Consider the following 14,992-nt stretch of genomic DNA (forward strand, 5'->3'; position numbering starts at 1 on the left):
GATATAAATAAAAGGAGAAGTGGATTATGGATTACAATACATTTGTAGAAAAGATGAGAGAACAGGTACAAGAGTATTTAGGAAAGGATTATGAAGTACAGATTACTACAAATCCGAAACTTAACGGAACAGAAAAAACAGGTCTTTCTATCAGCAGAACGCAGGAACCGCAGCAAGTGGTTCCTGTTATTTATTTGGAGGAATGTTTTGATAGATATTTGCAGGAGGGAAAATTTGCAGAGTATGTGGAAGAAATATGTGTAGTATATAAGCATCAGAAAGAGAACGAGGAAAAAATCATGGCAGAGTTAGAAAGCATTGAAAATATGAACAGTTGGGAAAAGATTAAAAATAAGATATATCCGGTGATTGTGTCAGCGAAAGAAAATGAGAATTTGAAAGGGAAATATTTCTATCAGGAATATTTGGATTTTTTTGTCCTTTATGTTATTCGTGTTACGGAAGTGGGAATTGGAAGTATCAAGATTACAAAACAGATGGTAAAATCATGGAAGGTCAGTGAGTATGAAATTCATTATCAGGCAGTTGAAAATTTGAAGACGGATGGCTATCGGGTAAGAAGTCTTAACAGCGTAGTCAAAGAAAATCTTTTGGGAATTACAGAAGATAATGAAGAGGAAATAGAGGAATCAGAACCGATGTATGTGCTGACAAATCAAATAAAATATTTTGGTGCTGCCGGAATCTTTCTGTGTGCCGAGATGTTTCAAGAAATAGTGGGAAAACAGAACTTTTATATTTTACCATCCAGTGTCCATGAACTGATTTTAGTTGCAGATCGTGGGGAATACGAGATAGAAGCATTAAGTGCTATGGTAAAAGAGGTAAATGAAGAGCAGTTGACAGCCGATGAAATACTTTCTGATCACGCATATTATTTTGAATGGAAAACAAAGCAGATATACACAGATAAAGAGAGAGCTATGGATTTGCCGACTGCAAATCTCGCTTTAAAACAAATGCGTTGTCAGAATTGTGTTTCCCTCACAGAGCATGCAGGAATATGGCATTGTGATGAAATGCAGAAGCCAGTAGAAGAAATAGAATGCTGTCCGGAAGGAGTGGAAATACCGGAAAGGAATATGTAGAGTGGAGAAAAACAAATAATTGTAGGTGAATGAGAAATAAGGATAGGAAAAGAAACGAAAATCGGTTATAATATGAAGTAATTAGGAAGGTTGACTGGAGTGAATAAGTATGGACAAATATTTGAAACGGAATGCGTATGAGCGATTGCTTTTGTGGAAAAAAAGCGAACATCATGCAACACTAGAAGTTTCAGGGGCACGTCAGGTTGGAAAGACCTATATTGTAAATAAATTTGCAGATGAACAGTATCGGCGTAAGATATATATTAATCTTCTTGATTTTACAGGAGAATTATTTTTGGAACGATACAAAGAACTGCGCAATGAAATTCTGCATGGATTGCAATGTGTAAATCCAGTATATGAGTTGATTAAAAGAGCTTATCCCGATTTTGTTGATTCTTCAGATACCGTAGTGATTATTGATGAAATACAAGAGTCAGCAGATATTTATAACAGAATTCGTGAATTTACTAGAGAATTAAAAAGTGATTTCATTATTACGGGAAGCTACTTAGGGCGCATTTTGAATAAGGAGTTTAAATATTCAGCAGGGGATTTGGATTCCTTAGAAATTCATACATTGGATTTTGAAGAATTTTTGAAGGCTTGTGGAGAAGAAACTCTGTATAAAGAATTAGACCTTTATGGAGGCAGTACAGAAGAGGAATATCAAAAACTATCGGAATTATACGAAGTTTATACACAGATTGGAGGTTATCCGGCAGTAGTTTTGAGATATTTAGATTCTCATTCTATTGAACAGGCAAATGGGGAATTATTAAAAATCATTAAATTATTCACGAATGAAAGTAAGCGTTATTTTGAGGATATTTTAGACCATGAGGTATACGATAACATTTTTTCAGGAGTTGCAAGAGTTCTTGTAAAAGAGAAAAAGGGGTTTGAAAAGGACAGCTTTAGTGAAGAATTACAGAGTATTGTAGTAAAGGACTACTCTAGTAATATCAGCAAGGCATCTGTAAACAGAGCGATAGACTGGCTATATAGTTCGGGAATTATAGGATTTGCAGGGAAAATAAAAGATTGCAATATCTTAGATTTTAAAGCAAAATCAAGATGCTACTTTATGGATATTGGATTGACAAGTTATTTCCTGAAACATATCGGTTGTAATGAGGGCGATATTGCAGGGATTGTGAATGAGAACTTTGTATATCTTGATTTGAAAAAACGTCTGGTTCCTCCCGCAGAGATTGCTTTGGAAACACCTGCTTTTGCAACATTGGGGCAGGGAGAGATTGACTTTTATGTAAAATCTCTGAAAACACAGAAAACCTACGCCATAGAAGTAAAAGCAGGAAAAAAGAACAGTAAGACAGTCCAAATGATTTTGGAAAAAGAGAAGGCGGATTATGTGCTCTATGCGAAAGGCAATACACATGGCGGAATAAAGGATAATGTTCATACGATACCAATTTATGGTATTGGAAAGTATGGCTTTTAATAAAATAAAGAGAGGTAATAAAAGAATGAGTGTGCAGACAGATTGTGAAATATTATCTGTTCAAGCAATGGAAGCGTATGCTCGCAAGTACCATATTTCGGGAAATAGTGTGGTTGAATTGTTTCATGAAAATCAGGTTTTTGAGAAGATGATGATACAACATGAATATCTCCATCAGATAAGTTTTGAAGAGGTATTAGAGTATGTAGAGAAAATTATCATGGAAGGTTCAAAAGAACTGGTGGTTTATCATGGAAGCTGCTATGAATTTGAAAATATAGATCTTAACAAATCTCATAATAGAAGGGATTTCGGAAAAGGTTTTTATACTACAATTTTGCAATCACAGTCAAAAGAATGGGGATACAGGCTTTCATTAAGAGAAAAAAAGAAGAAGTATTTTGTATACGAATACTTATTTGAAGAGAACTGTGCATTAAATGTGAAAAGATTTGATGCTTTGAGTGAGGAATGGCTGGAATTCATTAAAGAGAACCGAAGTAAAGGCGGATTGCAGCATAATTATGATGTGGTGATTGGACCGGTTGCAGACGATAATACAATGGAAACTGTTCAGTTATATATAGCAAATATTTTAACAGCAGCAGAAGCAGTAGAAAGGCTGCGATATAACAAAGTGAATAATCAGGTGTCATTTCATACAGAGAAGGCATTGCAGTATTTGCAGTTGGTAAGGAGGAGTTCTTATGTCAGAAATGATATATAGTTTTAATGGAAAAGACATCACCATGAATGTTTGTATACAGATTAGAGATGTATTAAAATTGTTGCAACAACATTTTCATATTAGTTTTGAGGAAGCCGCATTGAAATTTTATAAGTCCGAAACATATAAGACATTGCAGGAAACAGAAAATGGGTTGTGGGCAGAGTCGGCAGAATATATAGCCGATAGATATTATGAAGAAATTTCGCCTATTGTATTGGAGAATTGATAAGTGAGGTGCTATATCTATGACAACAAGAGAGTTAGTGAGTCAATATGTTGAATTACTCTGTAAAATATACGGAAGACATTTGAAGACAGTTATATTGTATGGTTCTTATGCAAGGGGCGATTATACAAAGGACTCGGATATAGATATTATGGTGCTTTTGGATTTAAGTGATATAGACATTAAAAAGTATCGTCATGAGTTATCTAGTGTAACCTATGATTTTAATATGGATTATGATGTAGATATTAAGCCGATAGCAAAAAATCAAGAGCATTTTAATAAGTGGGTAGAAGTGTATCCGTTTTATTCAAACGTGGCGAGTGAGGGGGTAAAGTTATTTGACGCAGCATAATGAAAAAGGTACAAGGCGAGATTTGGTTTTATATAGGTTGGAAGTTGCTAAAAGTGATATAAAATCAGCAAAAATTCTTTTAGATGCAGGAGAATGCAGGGGAGCGAATAATAGAGCCTATTATGGAATTTATCATGCTATTTCAGCTATTCATGCTTTAGATGGAAACGCATATAAGAGACATAAAGATGCCCTTGCAAATTTTAATAAAAGTTATATCAAGACAGAAATCTTTCCAAGAACTTTGGGAAGAAAGATTGCTGAGGCTGAAGAAATACGACATGCCAGCGATTATGATGATTTCTATATAGCGACTAGAGAAGAAGCAGAGGAACAAATTGATACAGCAGTAGAATTGGTTGAAAAAATAGAAGAATACGTCTTGAAAGAGATAGGATAATTGTTTTGTACCAATCTTGTACCGATTTTGTACCATTCGTAAAATACCTACGGAGATTTTTGGAGAGTAAAAGACTTTGTGGATATTAGAAGATACGGATATATATAGTAATAGAGACTTATAGAACCATGACAAAATAATATATTATTATTCCCAACAATGAAGTCACAGGGCGCTGCAAAGAACGAAGCAAACAACGCTGCACAGTCAACTCCAGTAGCTGCAAAAGTAGTTGTTCCAGTAGAAGAAACAGCTGCACCAGCGAAGGTTGAGATTGATTTCTCTAATGTAGAAGTAGAACCATTATTCGAAGATATGGTTGATTTCGATACATTTAGCAAGTCAGATTTCCGTGCTGTAAAGGTAAAAGAATGTGAAGCAGTTCCAAAATCTAAGAAGCTTCTGAAGTTCGTATTAGACGACGGAAGTGGCGTAGATCGTGTGATTTTAAGCGGAATTCACGATTACTATGAGCCAGAATTCTTAGTAGGAAAGACATTACTTGCAATCACAAACCTTCCACCACGTAAGATGATGGGAATTGATTCTTGTGGTATGATCATCTCTGCTACACACCTTGTGGAAGGAAGAGAAGGACTGAACGTTCTGATCCTTGATGATCATATTCCAGCAGGAGCAAAACTGTACTAAGAGCAAGAAATTTTAAGCTATATTTTAAACAGAAAAACAGGTTACTACACCACATTTACACCAAATTTTTTAAAAGTCTAAGAGAAGGACTCTGCAAAAGAACGGTGTAAAAGAAAACTAGTAATAAAAGAAACAGTTGAGTGTACCAAAAAAGTTGGTGCACCCAGCTGTTTTTTGTTTCTTAAAAATATTTAAATATCAAAAATGGAAGTAATCAGTGTTGTAGTTGGTTATTTTTTATTCTATATCGCACATCAACAATTCAAAAATTTTTATATATTTCCCAGCAGACCCTGTAAAAATGCCTCTCAGCATTTCGTTATATAGAAGGATATTTAATAATATCAATCTTTGTACATTGACAATTGAATAGCTTTTGAATATGAGGATACCTGAACTGAATATGCATTTAGCTTGTTTTTTAAAGCATGCATCAAAATTAAGGAAATTAATTTTCAGTTAATTGTTTTTTGAACTATAACACATATCACAATTCTAAAATTTTTATAAATTTCTAAGACTTTTTTGTAAAAATGCCTTTTAGCGATCTGTTATATAGAAGGGTATTTAATATATCAATCTTTGCACATTGATAATTGAATAGCTTTTGAATATGAAGATACCTGAATTGAATATGCATGCGGCGTGTCTGTTCAGAGCATACAATCCTAAAAGAAGAGGGTTAGGGAACGGAAATATTTGAAAGCGTAATAAAAGGATTTATTAACTGCGAAAGAGATAGATTAATAAAAACTATATGTGTAGGTGATGAAGTGCAAAAAACTATATCTACACTTGATTTTTTTGATACAGAATTGAAAGGAACGATATTTATGACAAGATTAACGAAGTATGAGAAGGAAACGATTATTCTTACAAATGAGGAAGATGATTTTTGGAATGTGTTCACTTATAACAAACGATTGCAACGTAAGTTTATTATTTTTACTGAGACACATCCAGAAAGTTGTCGATTCAAGAGCCGGAACAATGAGGGGGGAATGACATTTGAGATAGACAAAGGTAGACTTTCTATAAGATTGACGGCACCGTATTCAGAGGAAAGAAGAAAAGAAGCAAGTAAATATGCGAAAAAGTATGGATTAAATAATAATGGTCATGGCAGATAAAAACGTGGGTGATTGTATTGTATTTGTTCCACGAAAATTGTATAATTTAAAACGGAGGAATTACTTATGAATAAAGAAAACAAAACCTATTCAATGAGTATTCGAGTGTCAAAAGATGAACTAGAAAAATTAAAACAAGCAGCTCGAATAGAAGCGTATTCATCTTATAGCGAGTTTGTAAGAAGAACAGCACTTTTAGAAGCATCTCATGTACTTGCAACTCAAAACAAACGGGAAAATAATAATGAAGGAGAATAAAAATGCCTAAAATCATTGATTTATTTGCAGGATTGGGAGGAATACGTTTAGGTTTCAAAGAAGCTATGGATATCCTAGGTTTAGAAACAGAATGTGTTTTTTCTTCAGAAATTAAGCCATATGCAATTAAGGCATACAAAGGCTTTTATGGAGAAAATGAGATTATTAATGGAGATATTACTCAGGTCAAAGTGGAAGAAATTCCAGATTTTGATTTTTTACTTGCTGGGTTTCCATGTCAGCCTTTTAGTTCTGCAGGAACGAGAAAAGGTTTTAAAGATACGAGAGGAACTATGTTCTTTGAAATTGAAAGAATTCTTAAAGGAAAGATAGATGCAGGACATCCAGCAATGGGATTTCTTTTGGAAAATGTTGAAGGCTTGATTAACCATGATGGTGGTGAAACATTAAAAACAATTATCAATCATTTGGAAGCTTTGGGATATATGGTTTCTTATAGGTTATTAGATTCAAAATTTTTTGGTTTACCACAAAGTCGTAAAAGAGTGTATATTGTTGGAACACTTACTGATAAAATCAGTCTAGATAATTTTCAAGAAAGCATTAAAACATTAGATAGTGTGTTAGAAAAAGGACTACCTACGATTAATTCTGACTTTACAAAAAAATTATTGACATACTATACTCCAGATCAAGTTAAAGGAAAGTCCATCAAAGATAAAAGAGGTGGAAAAAACAATATACATTCTTGGGATATAGATCTAAAAGGAGTTACAACACCCGAAGAAAAGAAATTTTTAGGACTTTTATTAAAAGAAAGAAGAAAGAAACACTGGGCAGAAGAAATAGGAATTGCTTGGATGGACGGGATGCCCTTGACAGAACAGCAAATTCAAACATTTTTTAATATTCCAAACTTACACGAAATGCTAATACATCTTCATGAAATGGGATATTTAGCATATGAACATCCTAAGAAACAGATACAAAAAGAAGATGGCACAAAAGCTAGAATTCCAGATACAACATTACCTAAAGGATATAATATTGTTGCAGGAAAACTTTCTTTCGAATTTTCCAAAATTTTAAGCCCTAGTGAAATGGCCCCAACCTTAGTTGCTATGGATGTTTCAAAACTTGGGGTAGTTGATGGAGATGGAATAAGAAGATTATCTATAAGGGAATGTCAAAGATTGTGTGGTTATCCAGATAATTATTCCCTTGATAACGTAAGTGAGTCAGAGGCATTTGATTTGCTAGGAAATACAGTATGTGTTCCAGTAATCAAAGAAATTTCATTACGACTAGGTGAAATATATAAAAAACAAAAGTAAAGGGGGAGGACACAATGAGATTAACAGCTCAAGAAATATACGATAAATTATTACATGAAGATGCAATTTTAACATTGGAAGGTCAAATTAAATTTTACTTGGGAGATGTTAATATAATTGTCAAACAAAAAGATGTTGTTGGAAATATCATGCAAGAATGGTTGCAGGGATGGATGGATTATAACGGAATAGAATATGCTCCAGATACTAATTCACAGATGCCACCAGACTTTTATCTCAATCCAGATGATAAAACAATCAATTTACTAGAAGTTAAAGCGTTTAATCGATCTAGTAGTCCGGGATTTGATATTGCAGATTTTAGAATGTATGCTTCTGAAATTTTAGAAAAACCATATATGTTGGATGTGGATTATTTGATTTTTGGATATGATATGAGCCCAGAAGGTGTTGTTACTATCAAAGATGTGTGGTTAAAAAAGGTATGGGAAATTACTCGCCGTATGGAAAATTATCCAATTAATCTTCAGGTAAAAGATGGTGTTATCCATAAGATTCGTCCAGGAGTTTGGTATTCTCAAAAAGTAAAAGATTATAAAATGTTTGAATCGATAGAAGATTTTATTTGTGCTATCGAGGAAACAACATTTAAAGAGCCAAAATTGAGAGATAGTGTGGCTTCAACATGGCTTTCAAAATTTAATAGAGCATATAAAGCTAGGTATGGAAGAGAATTAAATATACCAAGATGGAATGATATTAAGGATAAGTATGATGTTGGTGTTATAAGAAGATATGAAAAAGCAATGTCAACTTTGACGGAAAAGGAAGAAGCTTTAAATAAAAGCAATGAACGAGTATTGAAGTGGGTACAAAAATTGTCTGAAGCAAGAACTGAAAAGCAAAAACTGAATGCAGAAGAAGGGTTAAAAAAAGCAAACGTAGCATCAGAAAGAGCAAAAAATAATGTGGAAGAAGCAAAAAAACGAGTAGAGGAATACGCTCAATTACTTCATAATAATGACTAATTAATAAATTTTTTATTTGAAATAAATGGGGTGATGTTTGAAGTAATGAGTGTAATCAAAACTATAATTGAGAAAATGAAAATTAAGGAAATATGTGCAGTATTGTTTATTTCAGGAATTATAATCACATTTATGCCCCCAAATTATGCAGAAAAATTAGGGATAAATGTGTTTCGAGAAACTTATCAAAGTTATATTAGTATTGGAATAATTATAATTTCAGCATTTTATATTTTTTGCCTTATTACATGGATAGTTGAACGTATACAAGCGGAACTATTCGGACCAGTAAGAATAGGAAAAAAATATTTAAAGAATGTAATGTCTACTGATGAAATGATGTTCTTGATTGAAAAGTTTTATGATTCAGAACAGAATGTTTTTCGTAATACAGCAGGCATTGAAATAAGTGATGGTAGAGGAGCAGGGTTGAAAAATAACTATGTTATTTATCGTTCTTCTAATGTCAGTCAATGGTATCAATTTGCATATAATTTACAACCATGGGCATATAAATTTTTGAATAAAAATTTGAAAAATGGAAATATTATCATAAATGGAAGAAATGTATCTTTTCGACTCAGATAAGTAAGCCAAAGGCGATCAACTGTAATATTCAGCTGGTCGCTTTTGTTTTGCTCATTTGCAAAACTTTCTGATTGGTGCACAAATCAGAAAAACAGCGAAAGTCGATGTGATTGATTGCTGGACAGAATCAAGAACTTTGAATTTTGCTGAGCGGGTGTACAGAGGGATGCAATCCCTTTGTGCCAGAGGTGCAGGAAGTGGCGAACATTCTGCTAGGGTCAAGGGACAAAGTCCCTGGCAGGTTAAGGGCGGCAGCCATTGCCCAGTTAAGAGACGTTTCGTCACTTAGTACTGGGTATTTCCTGACGATAAAGGCAGGATTTAGGGCAGCTTCGCTGCAGTTCTCTGCGAGAACAAAAAGAAAGGAGACGACAAAATGAAACTAACTAGACATAATGGAAGAACTGGAAAGAATGGTGTTTATAATCCTAAGCACAATGATAGACAGTTCGATATTGATAATAGTGATCATATTGATCTGGAACGAGTTAAAAGAAATGTATATTGGGATTGTTATAATGGTATCAGATCTGCTTCAGTACCAGGAAAAGAGGATGAGATTGTCGATTCCTTTGAAGAAGTAGAACAACTTTTTTATAAGATTCATTATCAAGACTATGTGGAAGGACAGAATGCAAGAAATTTAAAAAATCATCATCCTGAAAGAAACAGAACAACAGATGATATTAGGACTCATAAGAAAACATGTCCGGAAGAAACCATTTATCAGATTGGAACAAAAGATGACTATGTTGATCCAGATGTGTTGTTGACTATCGTAACAGAATTTATTACAGAACTTAGTGATCGTTTTGGAGAACATTTTCATTTATTGAACTGGTCCTTGCATTTGGATGAATCCACTCCACACATTCATGAACGCCATGTTTTTGATTGTAAGAATGCTTATGGAGAAATATTTCCCCAACAGGAAAAAGCACTTGAAACATTAGGTTTTGAATTGCCAAATTCAGAAAAGAAGGCTGGTAGATTTAACAATAGGAAAATGGTTTTTGATGCTACTTGCAGAATACTTCTTTTTGATATTTGTAAAAAGCACGGATTAGAGTTAGAAGAAGAACCAAGTTATGGTGGAAGGGAATATCTTGAAAAGCAAGATTATATTCGAATGAAGCAGAAAAAGGATATTGCATCTTTGGAAGAATCAATTCAGAGTCAAATAGAAGTGGTTAATCAGAAAAAATATGAGATCTTTGAACAAGAGGTTCAGTACAAAGAAAACAGCATAAAGATTATTGATCAAGAGAAAAAGCTCAAAGCACAGTCAGTAGAATTTTTTGATAATGCGGAGCGAATTCTTCAGCAAGACGAAACATTGAAACAGCTTGAATTTAAAATTGAGGATGTAGAAAAACTGATAGATGATGTTACGGATGAGGTTTATGAAAAAGCGGTGGAAAGAATTGCAGATGAAATTGAGATTGCTACTAGGAAAGAGGATATTAAATTGGTGGAGGATAGTAAGAAATGGGTTTTAAGCCCAGAGAGAAAGGCATCTAAAAGAGAAAAACAGTATGCTCTTGATCGTTTAGATGGAGTAGTTAAAAAGATTGAGTATGCAATTACGAAGACGATTTCGAAAATGAAAAACAGATTATTGAAACCGGAAAACAAAAATATCATGGTTCAAGAAATAAAAAAAGAAGTAAAACCATCTATATTAAAAAAATTATCTGAGAAGAAAGCAAGTATAACAAGAAATGGAGAAACTGGAAAATTGAATAAAGAATCCTCATTAGATAATGAGCGATAAGAGCATTTTGGGAATTCCGTTGGGAGAAACAGAGTGCTCTTTTTTGATTGGAGGGATTATGGGATTATTTGATGAAGTGAAAGAAAATGTGACAGTTCGGCAGGCGGCTGAATTTTATGGATTTAAGATAACAAAATCAGGGCTGATCAGTTGCATTTTTCATAATGACAAAACACCAAGCATGAAAGTAGATAGAAGATATTATTGTTTTGGTTGTGGAGTGACTGGTGATGTGATAGATTTTACAGCACAGCTTTTTGGACTTTCCTTAAAAGAGGCTGCATTAAAATTAGCAGATGATTTCGGGATTCAAATATCTAGAGTAGACAGAAGAAAAATAAAAAACCCAAGGAAGATTTTGAAGAGCAAATCAGAAAAAAATTTAGTGAAATCAGAAGAACAAGAGTATATAGAATGTGTTCGTGCGATGCTGGATTACCATATATTGTTGCGAAAATGGAAAAAAGAATTTGTACCTAAATCGCCGGAAGAGAAGTGGGATGAAAAATTTGTAGAGGCGTTGAAATATCTGACCATTGTTGAATATTACTTAGATTTTTTATTATTCGGAGAAGAGGAAGAAAAAGTGCAAGTTGTTGAAATGATTAAGAAGGAGGTTGAAAAGATTGATAGAAGATGCAGAAAAAATGGATGAAAATAAAAAGAAGGATACTTTGAAACGGATGGGCGAGATGGCAGATCTAAATGCAATCAGACAAATTAAGGAATGTTTATTGAAAAATGAAAAGGGAGATATCAAAGGAACGGTTCAAAATTATATGATGATTTTTCGAGATGATCCATTGATTAAAGGTTGTCTTCGATATAATCGGTTGTCTGAAAGAGTCGATATATCGAGGAAACTTTGGTGGGATGAAGATTGGGAGATTCTGACCGACAATGCGATTGATCAGTTTTATCTATATTTTGAAGTGTACTATGGATTAGGAAATGAAAAAAATTTGTATAAGGCATTGCAAATTGAAGCTGCAAACAGAGCGTATCATCCGATTTGCGAATATCTAGAAACATTAAAATGGGATGGAGAAGAAAGAATCCGATATGTACTGAAAAAATATATGGGGGCAGATGATTCAGACTATGTATATGAAGTATTAAAACACTTTATGATGGAGGCTTTATTGCGAGTGTTTTATCCGGGAATAAAAGCGGATGAAATGCTTTGTCTTGTGGGACAACAAGGCGCAGGAAAATCCACGTTCTTTCGTTTTTTATCGTTGAAAGACAATTGGTTTTCGGATGACTTAAGAGATTTGGGCGATAAGAAAGTATTTGAATCAATTAGGGGGCATTGGATTATAGAAATGTCTGAAATGATTGCTGCTATCAGTGCAAAAAGTAACGAAGAAATAAAATCATTTTTGAGCCGGCAAAAGGATACATATAGAACTGCCTATGCACGTTTTGAAAAAGATCGAAAAAGGCAATGTGTATTCGCTGGATCTACGAATACATATCAGTTTATTCCGTTTGATAGAACTGGTGCAAGAAGGTTTCTTCCAATCATGATTGATGCTTCAAAAGCAGAGAAACATATTTTAGATGATGAAGAAGAAGCCAGAGCATATTTTAATCAATTGTGGGCAGAAGCAATGATTATTTATCACAGTGAAGAAAACAAAGGTAATCTTCTGAAATTCACAAAAGAAATGCAAAAGGAAATTGATGAGTATCGGAAACAGTTTATGCAAGAGGACACTTTGGCAGGAACAATCCAAGGGTGGCTTGATAATTATAAAGGAAATTATGTATGTTCTATTCAGATTTGGAGTGAGGCTTTTAATCACGGGGATCGTGAGCCTAAGAAGTATGAGACAAATGAAATTTGTCAAATCATGGATACTCAGATTATTGGATGGAAGCGAGGTGGTTATCATAGATTTACCTCAGAAGGGTATGGCAGACAACGCTGCTGGACTCGAAAAAGTGAAGAGATAGAAGGTGGCAACGAAATTGGCGAAGATGGATTTAGAGAGCTTTCGGCAACAGAACAAATGGAACTTCCGTTCCATTAGCCCGACAAGAGAAAGGAAATCTTCCTGATAATACAGCTGTTTTATTCAAAAAACGAACTTTGTTGCCAGTTTTGATGACATATGAAAATGTTGATTTTACTGGTTATTTATACTGTTTTTTAAGATGGCAACAAAGAACATTAAAAAATAAAATAAGAAAGAAGATAATGTATTGATTTTCGGTATGAAAGAAATAAAAAGTTTTGAAATAGTTTGTTGCCAGGAGCTTGATGAGATAAAAGCTCCTGAAAAACAAGTTCCTCTCTCTGTCGGGGAAATTAGGAAAAATAAGTCTATAAAAAAGGAAGGAAGATGCCTATGGTAAAAGAAGTTCCTATTTGGGAAAAGAGTAATTTAACTCTTGAGGAAGCAGCTGCATATTCTGGTATCGGAATTAACAAGCTCCGTAAAATGACGGATGAGCAGAATTGCCAGTTTGTTTTATGGAATGGAACAAAGCGGTTGATTAAACGTAAAAAATTAGATGAATATACGGAAACAGCATATTCTATATAAATTATTGGTGTAAAAAATGAATGATTAGGCGTAGAAAAGGGACTTTGCAAGCGTTATAATAAGTTTGCAGAGTCCTTTTCTTTGTATAGAAAAGGAGAAAAGAATGCAAAAAAGAAAAGATCATAAAGGGAGAGTGTTGAAAGACGGAGAAACCTATCGAAAAAATGATGGACTTTATATGTATCGTTGGATTGGTGGAGATAAAAAAAGACATGCGGTATATTGTTCTACATTAGAAGGCTTGCGTGAAAAAGAAAAAGAAATTCAGAATGATCTGCGGGATGGGATTCAACAAGGAAGCTCGAACATTACATTGAATGATGTCTATAAAATGTGGAAAAATGATAAGGTGGGATTAAAGCAAACTACTCGCAATAATTATATTTATATGTATGAGCATTTTGTTATGAATGATTTTGGAAACAGAAAGATAAAGGAAATCCGAAAATCAGATGTGAGAAGATACTATAATGGCATTGTGGATTCTAAGAAAATGTCAGTTGCAACATTGGAGAGTATTCATACGGTGCTTCATCAAGTATTTATATTAGCGGTTGAAGATGGTTATATTAGGATAAATCCTAGCGACTTAGTTTTAGGAGATGTGAAACGATCACATAACTTTGAAACACCTAAACGTCATGCTCTTACAATTCCGCAGCAAGAAGCTTTTGTTTCCTATATAAATAAAAGCGAAAAATATAAACATTGGCTTCCATTGTTTACATTCTTCTTGGGAACAGGATGTCGTGTATCAGAGGTGGTTGGGTTACGTTGGGAAGATGTTCATATGGATGAGAATTATATTGAAATTAATCACAATATGGTGTACTACCAGAGAGATAAAGGCAGGTGCTATTTTTCAGTAACATCACCAAAAACTACTGCAGGATACCGAATTATTCCAATGTTGCCAGAAGTAAAACAGGCAATTTTGAATGAGAAAAAGTATCAAGAGGAAGTAGGATTAACTTGTCAGGCATCAATTGATGGATATACAGATTTTATTTTCTTGAACAGAAATGGTTTTGCACATAATCCTCAGACAATCAATAGAACAATCAAACGTATAACTTTGGCATATAATGAAGAAGAAATAGAAAGAGCAGAAAGAGAACGTAGAGCACCAGTTTTACTGCCTAACTTTTCTTGCCATAATTTGCGACATACATTTGCTACAAGGTATTGTGAGAATGAAACAAACCTTAAAGTAATTCAGGAAATTATGGGACATAAAGATATCGCAACAACGATGGAAATTTATGCGGAAGCAACAAAAGAGGCGAAAGTTAAATCATTTGAAGATTTATGCGGTAAGATTAAAATTTCATAATAAGGGACGCACACCAACAACTGCACCACTTTTACACCAAATTGGTGGTAACTTGTAATAAAAGTTGTAGAGTTATATAAAAATGTAGATTATTAGAAGCTTGAAGAATAGAGAAGCGTAGAGGCAAATAGATA

16 protein-coding genes and 1 pseudogene are annotated in these 14,992 nt (G+C 33.8%); all 17 read left to right on the plus strand.

Annotated features, from left to right (window positions below):
• Positions 1-26 precede the first annotated feature (26 nt).
• The 17 genes and pseudogenes from ACYPXO_RS00935 to ACYPXO_RS01015 all read left to right on the plus strand — a co-directional run bounded on the left by ACYPXO_RS00935 (position 27) and on the right by ACYPXO_RS01015 (position 14,858).
• Positions 27-1,109: a DUF5688 family protein gene (locus ACYPXO_RS00935; protein ID WP_459638862.1), complete on the plus strand. Its 1,083-nt coding sequence runs from the start codon at positions 27-29 to the stop codon at positions 1,107-1,109.
• Positions 1,110-1,218: 109 nt separating this feature from the next.
• On the plus strand, positions 1,219-2,577 hold the full coding sequence (locus tag ACYPXO_RS00940; protein WP_459638863.1) for an ATP-binding protein: 1,359 nt from the start codon (positions 1,219-1,221) through the stop codon (positions 2,575-2,577).
• 25 nt (positions 2,578-2,602) lie between these two features.
• Positions 2,603-3,304, plus strand: coding sequence for a DUF3990 domain-containing protein (locus tag ACYPXO_RS00945; protein WP_459638864.1), 702 nt, complete (start codon positions 2,603-2,605; stop codon positions 3,302-3,304).
• Entirely contained in the window at positions 3,285-3,533 is a 249-nt protein-coding gene (locus ACYPXO_RS00950) for a hypothetical protein (RefSeq protein ID WP_459638865.1), read from the plus strand. Before ACYPXO_RS00945 ends, ACYPXO_RS00950 begins: the two co-directional genes overlap by 20 nt.
• A 19-nt stretch (positions 3,534-3,552) precedes the next feature.
• Positions 3,553-3,888, plus strand: a complete 336-nt coding sequence (locus tag ACYPXO_RS00955; RefSeq protein WP_459638866.1) for a nucleotidyltransferase domain-containing protein — start codon at positions 3,553-3,555, stop codon at positions 3,886-3,888.
• Entirely contained in the window at positions 3,875-4,288 is a 414-nt protein-coding gene (locus tag ACYPXO_RS00960; protein WP_459638867.1) for a HEPN domain-containing protein, read from the plus strand. Before ACYPXO_RS00955 ends, ACYPXO_RS00960 begins: the two co-directional genes overlap by 14 nt.
• A gap of 138 nt (positions 4,289-4,426) precedes the next feature.
• Positions 4,427-4,939 (plus strand): annotated as a pseudogene (locus ACYPXO_RS00965) (lysine--tRNA ligase); the annotation flags it as partial.
• A gap of 833 nt (positions 4,940-5,772) precedes the next feature.
• The gene (locus ACYPXO_RS00970) at positions 5,773-6,069 is read left to right on the plus strand and encodes a molecular chaperone (protein ID WP_459638868.1); all 297 of its coding nucleotides are present in this window, start codon (positions 5,773-5,775) and stop codon (positions 6,067-6,069) included.
• 66 nt (positions 6,070-6,135) lie between these two features.
• Positions 6,136-6,327: a type II toxin -antitoxin system TacA 1-like antitoxin gene (locus ACYPXO_RS00975; RefSeq protein ID WP_459638869.1), complete on the plus strand. Its 192-nt coding sequence runs from the start codon at positions 6,136-6,138 to the stop codon at positions 6,325-6,327.
• Between the two features lie 2 nt (positions 6,328-6,329).
• Positions 6,330-7,622 (plus strand): DNA (cytosine-5-)-methyltransferase, encoded by a 1,293-nt coding sequence (gene dcm / locus ACYPXO_RS00980; RefSeq protein WP_459638870.1) that lies wholly within the window; start codon positions 6,330-6,332, stop codon positions 7,620-7,622.
• Positions 7,623-7,636: 14 nt separating this feature from the next.
• A complete protein-coding gene (locus tag ACYPXO_RS00985; RefSeq protein WP_459638871.1) occupies positions 7,637-8,611 on the plus strand; it encodes an NgoBV family restriction endonuclease in 975 nt (324 codons plus the stop codon).
• Positions 8,612-8,644: 33 nt separating this feature from the next.
• Entirely contained in the window at positions 8,645-9,199 is a 555-nt protein-coding gene (locus ACYPXO_RS00990; RefSeq protein ID WP_459638872.1) for a super-infection exclusion protein B, read from the plus strand.
• Positions 9,200-9,575: 376 nt separating this feature from the next.
• Positions 9,576-10,973, plus strand: a complete 1,398-nt coding sequence (locus tag ACYPXO_RS00995; protein ID WP_459638873.1) for a serine/arginine repetitive matrix protein 2 — start codon at positions 9,576-9,578, stop codon at positions 10,971-10,973.
• Between the two features lie 58 nt (positions 10,974-11,031).
• A complete protein-coding gene (locus ACYPXO_RS01000) occupies positions 11,032-11,628 on the plus strand; it encodes a CHC2 zinc finger domain-containing protein (protein ID WP_459638874.1) in 597 nt (198 codons plus the stop codon).
• Positions 11,600-13,009 (plus strand): virulence-associated E family protein, encoded by a 1,410-nt coding sequence (locus ACYPXO_RS01005; protein ID WP_459638875.1) that lies wholly within the window; start codon positions 11,600-11,602, stop codon positions 13,007-13,009. Before ACYPXO_RS01000 ends, ACYPXO_RS01005 begins: the two co-directional genes overlap by 29 nt.
• A 318-nt stretch (positions 13,010-13,327) precedes the next feature.
• Positions 13,328-13,525 carry an excisionase gene (locus ACYPXO_RS01010; RefSeq protein ID WP_116441541.1) on the plus strand — a complete coding sequence of 66 codons (198 nt, stop codon included), beginning with the start codon at positions 13,328-13,330 and terminating at the stop codon, positions 13,523-13,525.
• 103 nt (positions 13,526-13,628) lie between these two features.
• On the plus strand, positions 13,629-14,858 hold the full coding sequence (locus ACYPXO_RS01015) for a tyrosine-type recombinase/integrase (RefSeq protein WP_173858637.1): 1,230 nt from the start codon (positions 13,629-13,631) through the stop codon (positions 14,856-14,858).
• The last annotated feature ends 134 nt before the right edge of the window (positions 14,859-14,992 follow it).

Source organism: Faecalimonas canis, from assembly GCF_054601575.1.

What these genes read in the sequence shown, in the direction of transcription:
- ACYPXO_RS00935 (WP_459638862.1), top strand. Translation starts at nt 27, where the DNA reads ATGGATTACAATACATTTGTAGAAAAGATGAGAGAACAGGTACAAGAG.
- ACYPXO_RS00940 (WP_459638863.1), top strand. Translation starts at nt 1,219, where the DNA reads ATGGACAAATATTTGAAACGGAATGCGTATGAGCGATTGCTTTTGTGG.
- ACYPXO_RS00945 (WP_459638864.1), top strand. Translation starts at nt 2,603, where the DNA reads ATGAGTGTGCAGACAGATTGTGAAATATTATCTGTTCAAGCAATGGAA.
- ACYPXO_RS00950 (WP_459638865.1), top strand. Translation starts at nt 3,285, where the DNA reads ATGTCAGAAATGATATATAGTTTTAATGGAAAAGACATCACCATGAAT.
- ACYPXO_RS00955 (WP_459638866.1), top strand. Translation starts at nt 3,553, where the DNA reads ATGACAACAAGAGAGTTAGTGAGTCAATATGTTGAATTACTCTGTAAA.
- ACYPXO_RS00970 (WP_459638868.1), top strand. Translation starts at nt 5,773, where the DNA reads ATGACAAGATTAACGAAGTATGAGAAGGAAACGATTATTCTTACAAAT.
- ACYPXO_RS00975 (WP_459638869.1), top strand. Translation starts at nt 6,136, where the DNA reads ATGAATAAAGAAAACAAAACCTATTCAATGAGTATTCGAGTGTCAAAA.
- dcm (WP_459638870.1), top strand. Translation starts at nt 6,330, where the DNA reads ATGCCTAAAATCATTGATTTATTTGCAGGATTGGGAGGAATACGTTTA.
- ACYPXO_RS00985 (WP_459638871.1), top strand. Translation starts at nt 7,637, where the DNA reads ATGAGATTAACAGCTCAAGAAATATACGATAAATTATTACATGAAGAT.
- ACYPXO_RS00990 (WP_459638872.1), top strand. Translation starts at nt 8,645, where the DNA reads ATGTTTGAAGTAATGAGTGTAATCAAAACTATAATTGAGAAAATGAAA.
- ACYPXO_RS00995 (WP_459638873.1), top strand. Translation starts at nt 9,576, where the DNA reads ATGAAACTAACTAGACATAATGGAAGAACTGGAAAGAATGGTGTTTAT.
- ACYPXO_RS01000 (WP_459638874.1), top strand. Translation starts at nt 11,032, where the DNA reads ATGGGATTATTTGATGAAGTGAAAGAAAATGTGACAGTTCGGCAGGCG.
- ACYPXO_RS01010 (WP_116441541.1), top strand. Translation starts at nt 13,328, where the DNA reads ATGGTAAAAGAAGTTCCTATTTGGGAAAAGAGTAATTTAACTCTTGAG.
- ACYPXO_RS01015 (WP_173858637.1), top strand. Translation starts at nt 13,629, where the DNA reads ATGCAAAAAAGAAAAGATCATAAAGGGAGAGTGTTGAAAGACGGAGAA.